The organism is Pseudoalteromonas sp. XI10 (genome assembly GCF_001469895.1).
Lineage (GTDB): Bacteria > Pseudomonadota > Gammaproteobacteria > Enterobacterales > Alteromonadaceae > Pseudoalteromonas.
In genome coordinates this window covers 1-14015 of record NZ_LOPY01000049.1, presented here as the reverse complement: position 1 = coordinate 14015, position 14015 = coordinate 1, and the positions used below count along the sequence as shown (strand labels likewise).

Annotated in this window: 12 protein-coding genes and 6 tRNA genes; 15 read left to right on the top strand and 3 right to left on the bottom strand. The window is 37.9% G+C overall.

The window, feature by feature from the left end; genetic code table 11:
* Positions 1 to 65: 65 nt before the first annotated feature.
* Positions 66 to 1142 (top strand): A/G-specific adenine glycosylase, encoded by a 1077-nt coding sequence (gene mutY / locus AUR67_RS13345; protein ID WP_414858339.1) that lies wholly within the window; start codon positions 66 to 68, stop codon positions 1140 to 1142.
* Positions 1143 to 1157: 15 nt separating this feature from the next.
* Positions 1158 to 1430 carry an oxidative damage protection protein gene (locus AUR67_RS13340; protein ID WP_036970432.1) on the top strand — a complete coding sequence of 91 codons (273 nt, stop codon included), beginning with the start codon at positions 1158 to 1160 and terminating at the stop codon, positions 1428 to 1430.
* Between the two features lie 40 nt (positions 1431 to 1470).
* On the opposite strand, the gene AUR67_RS13335 is transcribed toward AUR67_RS13340, so the two are convergent.
* Positions 1471 to 4236, bottom strand: coding sequence for a hybrid sensor histidine kinase/response regulator (locus tag AUR67_RS13335; protein ID WP_058585655.1), 2766 nt, complete (start codon positions 4234 to 4236; stop codon positions 1471 to 1473).
* 263 nt (positions 4237 to 4499) lie between these two features.
* Here AUR67_RS13335 and AUR67_RS13330 point away from each other — a divergent pair.
* The 8 genes from AUR67_RS13330 to AUR67_RS13295 all read left to right on the top strand — a co-directional run bounded on the left by AUR67_RS13330 (position 4500) and on the right by AUR67_RS13295 (position 9598).
* Positions 4500 to 4575: transfer RNA gene (locus AUR67_RS13330), tRNA-Phe, on the top strand.
* Positions 4576 to 4645: 70 nt separating this feature from the next.
* Positions 4646 to 4721: transfer RNA gene (locus tag AUR67_RS13325), tRNA-Thr, on the top strand.
* 34 nt (positions 4722 to 4755) lie between these two features.
* Positions 4756 to 4831, top strand: a tRNA-Phe gene (locus AUR67_RS13320).
* A gap of 51 nt (positions 4832 to 4882) precedes the next feature.
* Positions 4883 to 4958, top strand: a tRNA-Thr gene (locus AUR67_RS13315).
* A 34-nt stretch (positions 4959 to 4992) separates the two neighbouring features.
* Positions 4993 to 5068, top strand: a tRNA-Phe gene (locus AUR67_RS13310).
* A 283-nt stretch (positions 5069 to 5351) separates the two neighbouring features.
* Positions 5352 to 6146 (top strand): helix-turn-helix domain-containing protein, encoded by a 795-nt coding sequence (locus tag AUR67_RS13305; protein WP_152996532.1) that lies wholly within the window; start codon positions 5352 to 5354, stop codon positions 6144 to 6146.
* Positions 6147 to 6471: 325 nt separating this feature from the next.
* Positions 6472 to 8133, top strand: coding sequence for a P-loop NTPase fold protein (locus AUR67_RS13300; RefSeq protein ID WP_058585653.1), 1662 nt, complete (start codon positions 6472 to 6474; stop codon positions 8131 to 8133).
* Between the two features lie 580 nt (positions 8134 to 8713).
* Positions 8714 to 9598 (top strand): phage integrase N-terminal domain-containing protein, encoded by an 885-nt coding sequence (locus AUR67_RS13295; RefSeq protein WP_058585652.1) that lies wholly within the window; start codon positions 8714 to 8716, stop codon positions 9596 to 9598.
* Between the two features lie 26 nt (positions 9599 to 9624).
* On the opposite strand, the gene AUR67_RS13290 is transcribed toward AUR67_RS13295, so the two are convergent.
* Entirely contained in the window at positions 9625 to 9825 is a 201-nt protein-coding gene (locus AUR67_RS13290) for a hypothetical protein (RefSeq protein WP_058585651.1), read from the bottom strand.
* Positions 9826 to 10136: 311 nt separating this feature from the next.
* On the opposite strand from AUR67_RS13290, the gene AUR67_RS13285 reads away from it, so the two are divergent.
* From AUR67_RS13285 to AUR67_RS21035, 5 genes are all read left to right on the top strand, one after another.
* Positions 10137 to 10832: a hypothetical protein gene (locus AUR67_RS13285; protein ID WP_058585650.1), complete on the top strand. Its 696-nt coding sequence runs from the start codon at positions 10137 to 10139 to the stop codon at positions 10830 to 10832.
* A gap of 175 nt (positions 10833 to 11007) precedes the next feature.
* Positions 11008 to 11220: a hypothetical protein gene (locus tag AUR67_RS13280; RefSeq protein ID WP_152996531.1), complete on the top strand. Its 213-nt coding sequence runs from the start codon at positions 11008 to 11010 to the stop codon at positions 11218 to 11220.
* A 260-nt stretch (positions 11221 to 11480) separates the two neighbouring features.
* The gene (locus AUR67_RS13275) at positions 11481 to 11711 is read left to right on the top strand and encodes a DUF4224 domain-containing protein (RefSeq protein WP_058585648.1); all 231 of its coding nucleotides are present in this window, start codon (positions 11481 to 11483) and stop codon (positions 11709 to 11711) included.
* Between the two features lie 4 nt (positions 11712 to 11715).
* On the top strand, positions 11716 to 12804 hold the full coding sequence (locus tag AUR67_RS13270; RefSeq protein ID WP_058585647.1) for a tyrosine-type recombinase/integrase: 1089 nt from the start codon (positions 11716 to 11718) through the stop codon (positions 12802 to 12804).
* 148 nt (positions 12805 to 12952) lie between these two features.
* Positions 12953 to 13023, top strand: a tRNA-Phe gene (locus AUR67_RS21035).
* Between the two features lie 153 nt (positions 13024 to 13176).
* Here the strand turns inward: AUR67_RS21035 and AUR67_RS13265 are convergent.
* A partial coding sequence (locus AUR67_RS13265) for an IS3 family transposase (RefSeq protein ID WP_082665640.1) occupies positions 13177 to 14015 on the bottom strand: 839 nt, incomplete at its 5' end.

The following is a 14015-nucleotide window of genomic DNA, read 5'->3' as shown; positions in this document are numbered from 1 at the left end:
TTGCTTGGCCTAACTAACTGCAATAGACTTGGCCGAAATGAGCTTCAGCAAGTAAAGATGTTATTTTGAATTTAAGCAATAAGGAGTCAACCTGGTTTGCAAACCAAGTGGTTGACTGGTACCACCTTCACGGTCGTAAAACTCTGCCATGGCAGCTAAATAAAACCCCTTATAAGGTATGGATCTCTGAGGTCATGCTACAGCAGACCCAAGTAGTAACTGTTATTCCTTACTTTGAAAAGTTTATGCAAAGCTTTCCTGACATCATTGCGCTTGCTAATGCGGATGAAGATCAGGTGCTTCACCATTGGACTGGGCTTGGCTATTACGCCCGTGCGCGCAACTTACATAAAACGGCAAAAATAGTGCGTGATAAATACCAAGGTAAATTTCCAACCACGCTTGAAGAGGTGATGGACTTGCCGGGTATTGGTCGTTCAACTGCTGGGGCAATTTTGTCTTTATCACTTGGCCAACATCATCCAATTTTAGATGGTAATGTTAAACGCGTATTAGCACGCTTTTTTATGGTTGAAGGCTGGTATGGAGTGAAAAAGGTCGAAAATCACCTTTGGTCATTATCGTTGCAATTAACGCCTAAAGAGTCGGTCACTGAGTTTAATCAGGCAATGATGGATTTAGGTGCAAGTCTTTGTTCGCGAAGTAAGTTTGACTGTGAGCCTTGCCCTTTAAATAGTAAATGCCTTGCTTTTAAAGAAGGTAAAGTTAAAGAGTTCCCGCATTCAAAGCCAAAAAAGGCTGTACCTAAGAAGTCATGCCATCAGCTTATTCTAGCCAGTGACAATAAAGTACTCATGGAAAAGCGCCCAAGCTCAGGGATATGGGGTGGTTTGTTTGGCTTTTTTGAGTTTAGCGAATTAACTGAACTAGAAACATTTTTAGCCCAGCATGGTTTATCAACGAATACGCAGGCACTTGAAGCCTTTACCCATGTATTTTCGCATTTTGAGCTAACCATCAACCCACATGTTTTAACCTTGCCGAGTATTCCAGATCTTATTAATGAGCGGCAACTAGTTTGGTATCCGCTTGATGAGTCAGTTGAGGTTGGCCTTGCAGCCCCAACGAAAAAGCTGGTTAAACAATTAAGCGCAATAGATTACAATAGCATCACGCAATAAGAGTAGAGAGCAATTATGGCACGCACAGTATTTTGTCAAAAGTTACAAAAAGAAGCTGAAGGCTTAGGCTTCCAACTATATCCAGGTGAGCTTGGTGAAAAGATTTTCAACAACATCAGTAAAGAAGCTTGGGGCCAATGGCAACATAAGCAAACGATGTTGATCAACGAAAAACATCTGAACATGATGGACCCAGAGCACCGTGCTTTTTTAGAAGAGCAAATGGTAGGTTTCTTATTTGAAGGTAAAGACGTGGAAATTGAAGGCTACCGTCCACCAGAAAAATAAACGAAGAAATTAAAAGTAAAAAGGGCCAATAGGCCCTTTTTTAATGTGTTGCTTCTTGCTCAGCTCTTTGTATTTGCTCTTTTAAGAATTGAGCTACTTTGGAGTATTCAATTTCATAACTATCGCGCAGTTCAATTAAATCATCGCTTGATAGTTCATCTTCTTTGCAGCGTTTTTCAAATTCGGCAGCTAGTTCTGCAACTTTCATTGCACCAATCGTTTTTGAGATTGATTTGAGCTGATGACAGGCTGAAATGATTTTCTCTAAGTCTTGCTCAATAACACCACTGTTGATTTCTTTACTGAGTTGATTACTTTGCTCTAAATACATTTTGAAAAAGCGTAGTTTCTTTGCTTCATCATTGTTTACATAGTTAGCAAGCATCGCCATATCAATAGGCGCTGTTGGTCTTTTAACTTCAAGTTTAGTGGCTTCAGGATTCGTTTTGTATGCACATTTGTGTAAAGTGGCCTCGAGCACATTTAGCTCAACAGGCTTGGTGATGTAATCATTCATCCCTATGCTTAAACAGCGTTCTTTTTCGCCTTTAAGGGCATTGGCGGTGATAGCAATCACATAAGGTTGAGCGTTAATATCTTCAAGCTGCGATGCTTCATGACGAATTTTTTCAACCATATCGTAGCCTGACATTTTCGGCATGTGTAAATCGGTCAAGATAATTGAGTGTTTACCTTCACGCCATGCTTCAAGGCCTTTTTCACCATTTTCAGCTACTTCAACACCATAACCTAATAGATGGAGCTGATCAGTTAACACTTGCTGATTTAATACGTTGTCTTCAACAAGCAATACAAGTTTGTTCTCTTCGCGGGCTTTATCAACACTTAAATAGTCGTTAAATGACTTAGCCGAAGCAATTTGTTTTGGCTTATGTAAACCTGCCGCCACTAGTAGCGACATCATAAAATTAGACTTACACAGCGGTGCAGCATTTAAGTAGAAGATATTTTTATGATTAACAGCGGCTTCATCTAGCTTACTTAATACAATTACTTGCTGTTTATTGTCTTCTAAGGTGTATAGCAAGCGGCGTAAGATATAGTTAATATCTTCCATGGTTTCGATACCATCGAGGATCCAAATAATATCTTTTTTATCTTGTTCAGCTTCGATTTTGTCGCTGCTATCAGCAATAACAGGTGTTGCCCCCATAAATGATAGATAACGAGTAAGTAGTTTTTTTCGGCCATCATGATTGGTTACAACTACAACACGTTGGTCTTTCATTACCTGCTTGTGAGCATATTCAACTTTACCTTGTGTACTAAAAGGTAACTCGACAACAAACTCACTACCAATACCTAAATCACTTGTTACAGAGATGGTACCTAGCATTAGCTCAGTTAAGCTTTTACAAATCGATAAGCCTAAACCAGTACCACCGTATTCACGGGTGATTGAGCCTTCAGCTTGAATGAACGGGTTAAAGATTTCGCGAAGCTGTGCTTGCGTCATACCCTTGCCGTTGTCTAATACGCTAAAACGTAGGGTGTAGTGATCAGTGGTGTTTTGAGCCACCTCTACCGAGATTTTAACGTGGCCTTTATGTTTATCATCAGTACTAGTGAACTTAATTGCATTACTGCATAGGTTATAAAGTACTTGGCGAACACGCACCGTATCACCAATCAAATTTGTAGGGATATCAGGCGCAATTGCCAGCTCTAATTCAAGGTCACGCTTTTTGGCCACCGATGATAAAACACGAGCAACTTCTTCAATGGTGTCTGACACTGAGAAAGGAATATTATCGATATTCAGTTTACCTGCTTCGATTTTCGAGAAATCGAGAATGTCATCTAATATGCCTAATAAAGAAAATGCAGAATCACGAATAATTGTACTTAATCTGTGCTGCGCACCATCAAGCTCGGTTTGGCGGAGTAAGTCAATGGTACCGATAACCCCATTCATAGGGGTGCGAATTTCATGGCTCATAGTTGCTAAGAAAGTCGTTTTGGTTTCGTTTGCCTGTTCGGCTTTGAGAGTTGCTTGCTCAAGAGCTAGAGTACGGTTTTGTACTTCGTTTTCTAGACCACTTTGTAGTTTCTGTAAATCTGCCTGAGCAGCTTTGTTTTCTGTTATTGCTGATTGAACTTTATTAAGTAATAAATTGATATTTTTTGCTACTGAATCCAAACCAAAATCTAGGTTTTCATTTACTTGGACTTGGTAGTCAGCATTGTCTGTGATGGCCATTAACTCACTGCTTAATGACTCACTACTTTTAGTAAAACGCTTATTAATAAAGATACTTAAGGCAAAAGATAAAATAGCCAGTGCTACTAAAGTCAATGCGGCTAAACCATATGCAAGACCTGCAGACTGCGCAATGGGTTCAGTAATCGGGTGTTGCTTTATAACTAGTTCACCAACTGGTTGATCATTAAACTCTAACACCGTATGAATAAGGGTGTTTTGTTCTAGCTTTTGATTAACTTTACTGGCTTCGATTAGCTCTTTATTACTGGCGTATACAAGCGATACATCGCCGTTGAACTCATATCGATATAAATAGTAATCAAAACCATCATTAAGCAGGTGACTTAAATCGAGAACCTCTTTTACTTTATCTTGGCCAGGCATAGTTAATGCGCTGATTAGAGGTGCTGAAAGCTGATTTGATAATTGCTGCGTTGTGATAGTTGGTTTGCTATCTTGCTGAGTTACTTCACTTGTTGGATAAAAAGAGTAAGCAACAACCGCAAGTAGGGTGATGACAAGATTCGTGATTATAAAAAGCGGTAGTAGGCCTTTTACAGGTGAATTTGATTTACTTGGCATGGCTTTAGTCCAACAAATTATACAGCATCATTAAGCATATTCTTGATTATTGGACAATCCTAACATCTATGAAGAAAAATTCACCACGTTTTTAACATAGGTAACCCTTTTATGATGAGGGTCAACCAAAAAGCACAAAGTTTGTAGATTAAATAAGCTAAAAACTATTAAAAACAGCAATCTTGATTGAAAACTGTGCAAACAGTTAGAATCCTCAAAAAAAAGTTGACTTGAGAAGGCAAAACCCGTTTAATACGCCGCACGCCCAGATAGCTCAGTCGGTAGAGCAGAGGATTGAAAATCCTCGTGTCGGTGGTTCGATTCCGCCTCTGGGCACCATTATTTAATATATTGGTGTTTAATTTATTATTTAAACATCAGTATTGTGCATAGCACACAGATTTAGTGTGCCGACTTAGCTCAGTTGGTAGAGCAACTGACTTGTAATCAGTAGGTCATCCGTTCAACTCGGATAGTCGGCACCATTTATTTAATAGTTAGCATCTAGCTAATTGTTATGCCCAGATAGCTCAGTCGGTAGAGCAGAGGATTGAAAATCCTCGTGTCGGTGGTTCGATTCCGCCTCTGGGCACCATTATTTATAATCACAATGTGATTAAGTGCTAAACGCACACAGGTTTAGTGTGCCGACTTAGCTCAGTTGGTAGAGCAACTGACTTGTAATCAGTAGGTCATCCGTTCAACTCGGATAGTCGGCACCATTTATTTAATAGTTAGCATTTAGCTAATTGTTTTGCCCAGATAGCTCAGTCGGTAGAGCAGAGGATTGAAAATCCTCGTGTCGGTGGTTCGATTCCGCCTCTGGGCACCATTTTTCCTAGCCTCCCGCTGAAATCTAAAATATCGTTTCCTACTAAAACATACTTTCCCTACAAAAATACCTTTATTCGTCGTAACTGACGGAGGCGATTTTGCGAACGCCAGAAAGCAAAAAACCGCGATAAAGAAACTCAGATTAAGTTTGGCGACTTAAGTTTCTAACGCGGCTTTCATAAACAACTCAAAATGTTTATATGGCTATATTAGCTGTAGGGTAATCCTGTGTCTAGTGGTAAGCCAAAAAATTGCTGACTAACGTTCCAGTCGAATTTCAATTGACTAGAAAATTAAAAAATAATTTTTCATCAAGCCTAAATACGGTAAGTGATCATTGCGGCAAAAAGAAACAAGTGTTCTTTGCTTTAGAAGTCCTTGCAGCTACAAAATCAGATACTCAAACATTAATTTTGGGGCATATTGCATATCACCATGCTAAGCATGGTAAATTTAACTCATCAGCGTCAGCAATCGCTAAACATTTAAATTACTCGATAAATGCAGTTAAAAACGGTCTTAAAAAGCTTATAGAGCCACTAAAAGACGAAAAAGAGCCTTTGCTAATTGAGTCTACTAATCCTTCGAGCTATAGCCGCACATTGCATTTAAATGTAAAACACCCTCTAGGCTATCGATTATTGCAAAGCTACACGCAGATGCTTAATAAACAGCAGTCGAGCCATACATTCCGCTTGTATCCTGTTCAGCTTCATTTGTTTGATTCTAAAAGTCGCTATGACTCTCGCCATCAACATAAAATGCTCATGCTACAGGCCTTGATAACCAGTAAAATTAAAGCCGGTAAAATTGCCACAAGAAATAAACGCGATACATATCAGCAAAGCATTTCACAGCTAGCTAATAAGCTAGGTTGGGCATATATGACGGTAAAATCGCTGATCGAAACTATGCTAGAAGTTGGCCTGCTGTCTGCGGTGAAAGAAAAGCTTAAAAATGTATGTAAATTTATTTTCAGGTTTAAACAACCAGTTAAAGTTAAATCTAAGAATACACATAGTGTTCAACTGTCGATTTCTGCCCCAATAGAGCGTTACCGCGATCCTGTAATTTAGAACCAATCAAACTTTTTACTGCCTTTTCTGGTAGGGATTACCTGTGTCTGCATGAATCTGAATTCATTTTTAATAGGCATTTAAAACCAGTCATTGATATTTTTTAGCTTAAGTAATGTTAACAAATTCAGTTTTTAGCTATACGCTGGATGTTTAGTCATTTTAATAGCTTAACTTTTAACTTAGTGATAGTTTAGCACGCAGCTATTTTAATCAGCTCTAAACCTAGTTAAGTTAATTATTTCAAAGCTTTAATTGGTGATACCTTTAAATAACTTTTAGATAATAAAAAATGTTGATAAAGCAGTCTTCTTTAGGAAATTAAATGTCAAAAAAAATAAAAATTGATTGGTCTGAAAATTTAATAATTGACGGAAAGCTTTTTCCAAAAGATAGGTTGAATAGAGCAAAATATGCTGAGTTTTTAACTGGCTATTTATCTTCACAGGGATTTGACCCAAGTAGAACAGATGAAGAAAAGCGAAACTATGTGATAAATCTTAACTCTGGGTGGGGAGCAGGTAAAACCTTCTTCTTAAAAAGGTGGGAAAAAGATTTAGTGAATCATTATCCAGTAGTGTACGTAGATGCTTGGCAAAAAGATTATTCAGATGACCCTCTGATGACTGTTTTTTCAGCAATAATATCATCACTTCGAAAGCAATCCGGCAAAGACTCTGATTTAATAAAAGTGCCTCCAAAAATTTTGGGGCTTTTGAAGGCTGCTGCACCTGGGTTGGCCAGAGGAATATCAAAAAAGGTTATTGGTGTAGATTTATTAGATCTTTTAGGAAACTCAGATACAGGTGACAATAGTGATGAAACTAAACCTATTGATCTAAGTAATGCAGCATCAGAAGCAGTGAGTTACTTGCTTAAAGAACATGATAGTAAAGGTAAAGCTATCGATAGCTTAAAAAAAGCAGTTTTAGAGTGGGTCAAAGTTACAGTTAATGCAAAAGAACTTTCGTTTCCTGCATTTATTCTGATTGATGAATTAGATCGTTGTCGGCCAAGTTATGCCATTGAAATGCTGGAAACAATTAAACATATATTTGATATTCCTGGAGTTGTATTTGTTGTAGCAACAGATACGGAACAGCTTCAGCATGTTGTTAAGTCAGTATACGGCATCGGTTTTGATGCTAGGTTATATTTAGGAAGGTTTTTTAATAGTCGTTTTAGTTTGAAGTCACCAGACTTAAGCAACTTTCTAGATGTCCATTGTGACTCATATGTTTTTTCTCATGATTATCTCACTGATAAATATATAGAAATTTTACCTTACAACAAAGAGGCTACTTGCAGTCTAGAGAATATAGCTATTGTCCTCGATTCATTTCAAGTACCAGCTAGAACTGCAATTCAGATAGCAGATAGAATTATTGCGACTATAGAAAACTTGCCAAATAACTCCGCTATAGATCTGATAATGCTTACGACTTTGCATTGTATTAAAGAGATCGATAATGAGCTATTCGAGGAAGTTGCTTTAGGTAAATTCAAGCGGTTGAAAGAAAATGGTAAGGGATGGACTTTATATGATTATTTGTTTGAGCTTGTAAATGATAGAGGGGGGGTTCTTAAAATGTGGTTAGAACCACAAGAGATTACAGAGCACCTGATGGCTCATAAATTCGTAAGACCGAATCGATACCCGAGCGCTCTATACGAGTTCAGCTATTCTGACTACCTGCAAAAAATATTTTCCCCGTTCTTTGACAGTACTTCTGGCTTCTCGGGTTTTATTGACTTTTCGTTCTCAAAAGACGATTCACCTACTAAATTAGAAAGTGCAGCTTCAGAACTTTATCAAAATGAATCATCGTCTTCATTTAATACTGATCTTTCGAAAGGGCAGTCTGGTATTTTGTGGTTGAGATATCTCTATTGCAACGAACCTTTCAATGGTATATCAAAAAGTCATTATCATGATTTAGTTGAGCTTTCTTCAGCTTTAGATTGGCTAGGTGAAGATGAAGCCTAGATAGTTAAAAGAACCGCGTCACTCCCGCGAAGCAATAGGGGAGTGACGCGGTGGGCAAACCCAGCCGTACCAACAGGCTTGTTACTTTTGTTGAAGTTATGGGCGGGTTATGCCATTATCAAATTACTTACTTAACGAGACCATTGGCCATCGTACCTTTAAAACAAAGCTTTCAGCTTTGTCATTTCGAAAAGCTACCAACGTGATGTAGCTATAAGCCAAAAAGTTAACTTTTCTTAATCAATAGCTAGTGCTTTATTGCATTACCTTGATTGAATTTTGTGTATACGAAATTCATGAAAAATTACTTTTATGGCGCTTAAAAAGGAGACTTGTTATCACTTAACTAACCAGTGCTAAGCACACTTGATTTGCGTTTTATTTTGTACGCCCAATAGGGAAACATTTAAGGCGAGGCTATTTAGGCCATTTTGAACTTTGTGCCTCTATTCGTATTTATACGAAAATTGTACGCTCCAACGTGCAATTGGCATTTAAAACTTACCTTTTGGATTAATAGGTTCAATTAGTTAGTTAAGTGCATAACAGGTTATTTTAAATCATCACTTACTGGTGGCTTATGAGTAACTTAAAGTACCAACTACAAGGCTTAATGCTAAGAAATCAAGATGGTAGCTACAGCACACAGGCTGGGCGAAAAAAGGCGTTAGTGCAACTTGCTGCACAGCTTAAAGAAGGTGGGTTTCGATTAAAATCGGTTCATTCATTAAAGCCAAAACACGTAAATTACCTGATAGAGCGCTGGCAAGCTGAAAAGCTTTCGCCAGGAACAATTAAAAACCGCGTTGGGCACATTAGATGGTGGGCTGAAAAAGTCGGAAAATCATCGATGCTGCCAAAATCAAATAACAGTGCAAATCAAGCAATATCAATTAACTTAGAAAAGCGCAGTTACATTCCAACAGATTCAAAAGCCAAAGAGCTAGACTTAGCTAAGCTGGAAAAAATAACAGATCACTACGTGCAGTTATCATTAAAGCTTCAGTTAGAGTTTGGGCTTCGTAGAGAAGAAGCTATTAAGTTTAAGCCTAATTTTGCCATACGTGGTGAACAACTCGTTTTAAAATCATCGTGGACTAAAGGTGGTCGTCCTAGGACTTTGCCAATAAGAACCGACACTCAGCGAGCCTTATTAAAAGAAATACAGCAAACTGTAGGTGGCGGTGCATTGATAAGACCTGATAAAAATTACAAGCAGCAATTAAAAAGCTACGAATGGCAAACAAGCCGTGTTGGCCTAGATAAAAATCATGGATTACGTCACATGTATGCCCAAAAACGCTATATGGAACTAACAGGCAGACAAGCCCCAATCAGCGGTGGTCTTAAAAGCAAAGCATTAACATCAGAACAAAAAGTTATTGATAAAGAAGCTAGATTGCAAATATCAAGCGAGCTAGGACATAGTCGTGAACAGATCACGGCAATCTACTTAGGGCGTTGACTTTTTAAAGGTTAAGTTAAGGGTTATCACTCACCACTCAAATCAGAAATTCTTGTGCCCATTGATGACCCTGTCAAAATTTCAGTGCTGCCATCTGCGTTAGTATATAGTGACTTTGAGCTTGGTTCATAAATATCAAACTCACCTTCGTATGAGTCTTCAGGTAAGGGCTCAGATAAAACATCAATTGCAACTTCCGCAGCTTTTAATAGAAAATTAGTGAACATAGGATCTCCTTGTAAATGGAAAGCTTTTACTAATGTGTACAATAATTTGTAGTCGACATATTGATTTTACATACATAAACAATAGCTTCTTAAACGGTAGGGTAGTTTTTTCATATTGTCTATGAGTAGTCACAGCGTTTGATTTTTCTGTTCGGCTATAATTCAGATAATTAATCATTTGATTATAGTAATATTCTAGGAAATTTGTAAAAATGTATCTGGTTGAAGAGTGGGCGTTAAGGTAGAGTTTATGAAGTTTTGTTTTAACTCAGTTTCAAAACTCAAATGAAAGGTATTTTTAATAATTAAATATGACAACTGCTATAGTAAAAACTTTGAAGTTCGCTGCAGTTGATTCTTTATGGACTGATATATTCCATAATGCAGTTGAAACGGAAACAAGAAAGTACATTTATTCCAGTAATGACGAGCTTTTTATTTTTTCCGGAGATCATTTCCCTATATTACTTGAGCAAGCACAACTTTTAGGTATTGTAACTGAAGATGAATATTATAGGTTCTATGATCTTCTTGATAAAAATGATGTATTTGGATGTCTTATTATCGAAGCTAGCACAGGACACCACCTAGCAGATGAAGGGTACATTTTTGAATGGAATGCGGGAATTGCACATACTGGCTCTGGAGGTAAGTTTGCATCTGATTTCTATTATTATGCTAAGCGTTATAAATATACGAGTATTCACGGTTGCAATATCGAAGGTGCTTTAAGGTATGCATTTTATTGGGATAAATGCTCGGGGGAACCTATTAGAAAAAGAATATGGGGTAGAAGAAGTTTTGACAACACGGAGCCTGTTGGACTAGAATATAGAAAGTTTCTTGAGCAAGAAATAAACAATTTTTTCAGAGGTGCTAAGATGGACAACATTCTAAGATCCGCAATGAGAACAAGCCCTACTCCAAATGGCGCAAAGGTTAGCTTGGAAGAAGCTAAAAATAGGCTGCAAAGAAGAAAAGCCCGACTATCTAAAAAGAAAACATAAGCCCGTATTAATACGGGTTTTTTGTGTATTGACACCAGACTTCTTTTGCAAAGCTTATCAACCAAAAATTCAGCGTAGTAATTTATGAGAAACTAAATTGTATCATCTATTTAGTATAGATATTACTCCAGTGAAACCTGCCAGACTTCTATTCATCAAACGTGATAGTCATGTTATGAATTATTTAACAAAAGAAAAATATTACTACTCAAAGCTGCATGAGTTCTTTGTGTGCTACCAATCAGAGAATGAAATAACTAATGACATCGAAATGGAAGCATTTATGGCTTCTAGCCTTGAGTTTGGCATTGGACTCAGTAAAGAAAGTGCTTTTGAAGATCTAAACTTCAACCTTGCTGGAATAGGTACTATAAAACTTCATAGTTAATTTAATACTCGCCTAAAAGTGTTTGCTATTTAAAAAATGGCAAACTATATTAAAAAAGCTGAAAAATGATGAAATCGTTAAAAATCAGCAGATATATTTAGTGAGGCCGTAGGCCATCATGCTTTAAGTCGCCACGCAATAGCTGCGTGAGCTAATCAAGAGTTAATCATTACCAGACGGATAATTTACGTTTGGAATTAGAGTTATTTTGATTTTTCGGTTGCTAAAAGTGACTGGAAACTTATTAGTGTGAGAAACCTATGAGCTTATTCCTTTCCAAAGAAGAAATTGCTGAACTTACTGGCAGAAAGCAACGCCAGAAGCAAGTTGAGCAGCTTACAGTAATGCGTATAACCTTCACCTTAGATGCTTTTGGCTGGCCAAAAGTGTTACGTAAATCTATTGAAGCTGAACTAGGTGCAAGCCCAAACCAGCGAAATTCGAATAATAGTTCTATCTTTAAATACACTGAGTTGAATTTAGAGGATTAGAGCTATGGGTAGAAAGCGTTCACCTGAAAATCAAAATCTACCCAGAGGAATGATCTATAACAAAAAAGCTGACACTTATTATTTAAGAGCGGCTGGGCAAAAAGATATTCGACTAGGTAAAACCATACATGAAGCCTTTAGAAATTATTATGCTTACGCAGAAATAAACTATGAATGCCGCACAATGTTCGACTTGATAAATAGGTATATGAAAGAAGTTTCACCGACTAAAGCTAAAGATACACACAAAAGCAACATTGCAGCAGCTAAGAACCTTATTAAACGATTTGGCTCAATGAACCCTACTATGGTTAGGGCACGTCATGCCTATCAGTACTTAGATTTGAGAGCTAGAGAGGGCGCACCTGTTAGGGGAAATCGTGAATTTGCCTTACTAAGCACTCTAATGACCCATGCTGTACGGTGGGGAATAATTGATTGTACTCCTTTTAATGGAATAATCAGAAATCCTGAGAGGCCTCGAGATAGACTCGTTTTAGATGAAGAAATAGATGTCTTTTTTAAATATTGTCCACGGTGGCTTCAGCTATACATCGAGCTTAAGCTTGCAACAGGTTTAAGGCAAACCGATATGATCAACCTAAGCAGCAAAGATTGGTGTGAAAATGAAGGGTTGAAAGTGCAAACCTCAAAAACCAAAGTAAGGATTCAATATAATTATTGTGATTATTTAGCTAACTTGGTTTCTGAATTAAAAGAAATAAATGGTTACCGCAACGTAGCAAAGAGGCGTATGCCAATACTTCATTGGTACTTCTTTGCATCCCATGCTAGTTCTAAGCGTGATAAACCATTAACTGCATCAGGAATCAGAACTGCGTGGAATAAAGCGATGACAAAGGCCTTGGCAAGTGGTGAATTAAAACCAGAGCAACGATTTCAAGAACGAGATCTTAGGGCTAAAGCTGCAAGTGATTGTGAAAGTATTGCACAAGCGTCTGAATTGCTAGGTCATTCGAACCTTGGAACAACTAAAAGGGTGTACAGAAGAGGGTATGCTAAAGTTGAAGCTTTAAAACCTGTTGCAGAGAAAGGCATTGATATTAAACAAAGGATTGAAAAAGAGCGTTAAAAAAGGCATCATCAATAGGTTGAATTTGTTTAGTTCGTTTAAAATCTATAAGTACATAAAAACATTATATTTTTAACTAAACAACAAAGAATTTATTAACTAGACGAAAATTATAGGAAACTTTTTGTAATTAAGTTTAGTAAAAACAATATTTTAGGTGTTATATAGCGTGGGTTGAAAATCCTCGTGTCGGTGGTTCGATTCCGCCTCTGGGCACCATTTTTCCTAGCCTCGCAATCGCGAGGCTTTTTTGTTTCTGTCCCCTCCAAATCACTACTTTACATCCCGTAGGCGTGAAATTTAAAGAGCTATCAGCTTTCAGCCGTCAGCTATCAGATGAATGATCTGACCCCGATAAAGTAGACACGGGGTTTAATTAATTTGTTCGTACTGCATGGGACTTTTATACCCTAGGGTGCCATGCCTTCTTATTGAGTTGTAGTATTTTTCAATATAAAAATACGTTTGTGTTGTCATTTCACTACGACTCAGTTCATTTAAATTCTTTATCCACTCCTTTTTATACTGTGCGAAGAAGCTTTCTGAGCATGCGTTATCCCAGCAGTTGGCTTTTCTAGACATACTCACTGTGACACCTCTATTAGTTAACCATTTCACAGTTTCCTTTGCGACATACTGAGCTCCTTGGTCTGAATGAAAGAGCAAGTTCGCACCATCAGGTTTGCGTGCTGACCATGCTTTTCTCAGTGTTTTAATAACTAACTCGGCGTTGTTTATCCGGCTTGTTACCCAGCCAACAACCTTACGAGAATACAAATCAAGGATGACGCACAAATACTGCCAACCATCTTTACAGCGTACTTGTGTGATGTCTGATACCCACACGGTATTTGCTGTATCAACATTAAACTGGCGTCGTAATAAATTACTCGCTTTGATTGTACCTTCTTTCTTCGCGCGGCTTGTATAGCGCCTCTTACCTGACCTTGAACGATAGCCAACGCTTTGTAATAGTCTCTGCACACGCCCTTTACTGCAATCAAAACCATGCGCTACCGCTGCCTCCCAGAGCTTTCTATAGCCAGGGATACAGTGCTCCTGGTCGCTAATATGCTTTAGAAATTTCAGTAGCGAACTGTTCTCTTTATGGCGTGTGTTAGGTAATTGCTTTAACCATTTATAGTATCCAGCCGGCGACACTGATAACCAACTGCACAACTTCTTCACTGTACGTTTGGCATCTGTGACCC

Coding starts and splice junctions, on each gene's coding strand:
- AUR67_RS13300 (WP_058585653.1), top strand. CDS start 6,472: ATGTCAAAAAAAATAAAAATTGATTGGTCTGAAAATTTAATAATTGAC.
- AUR67_RS13285 (WP_058585650.1), top strand. CDS start 10,137: ATGACAACTGCTATAGTAAAAACTTTGAAGTTCGCTGCAGTTGATTCT.
- AUR67_RS13295 (WP_058585652.1), top strand. CDS start 8,714: ATGAGTAACTTAAAGTACCAACTACAAGGCTTAATGCTAAGAAATCAA.
- AUR67_RS13270 (WP_058585647.1), top strand. CDS start 11,716: ATGGGTAGAAAGCGTTCACCTGAAAATCAAAATCTACCCAGAGGAATG.
- AUR67_RS13340 (WP_036970432.1), top strand. CDS start 1,158: ATGGCACGCACAGTATTTTGTCAAAAGTTACAAAAAGAAGCTGAAGGC.
- AUR67_RS13275 (WP_058585648.1), top strand. CDS start 11,481: ATGAGCTTATTCCTTTCCAAAGAAGAAATTGCTGAACTTACTGGCAGA.
- AUR67_RS13280 (WP_152996531.1), top strand. CDS start 11,008: ATGAATTATTTAACAAAAGAAAAATATTACTACTCAAAGCTGCATGAG.
- AUR67_RS13290 (WP_058585651.1), bottom strand. CDS start 9,825: ATGTTCACTAATTTTCTATTAAAAGCTGCGGAAGTTGCAATTGATGTT.
- AUR67_RS13335 (WP_058585655.1), bottom strand. CDS start 4,236: ATGCCAAGTAAATCAAATTCACCTGTAAAAGGCCTACTACCGCTTTTT.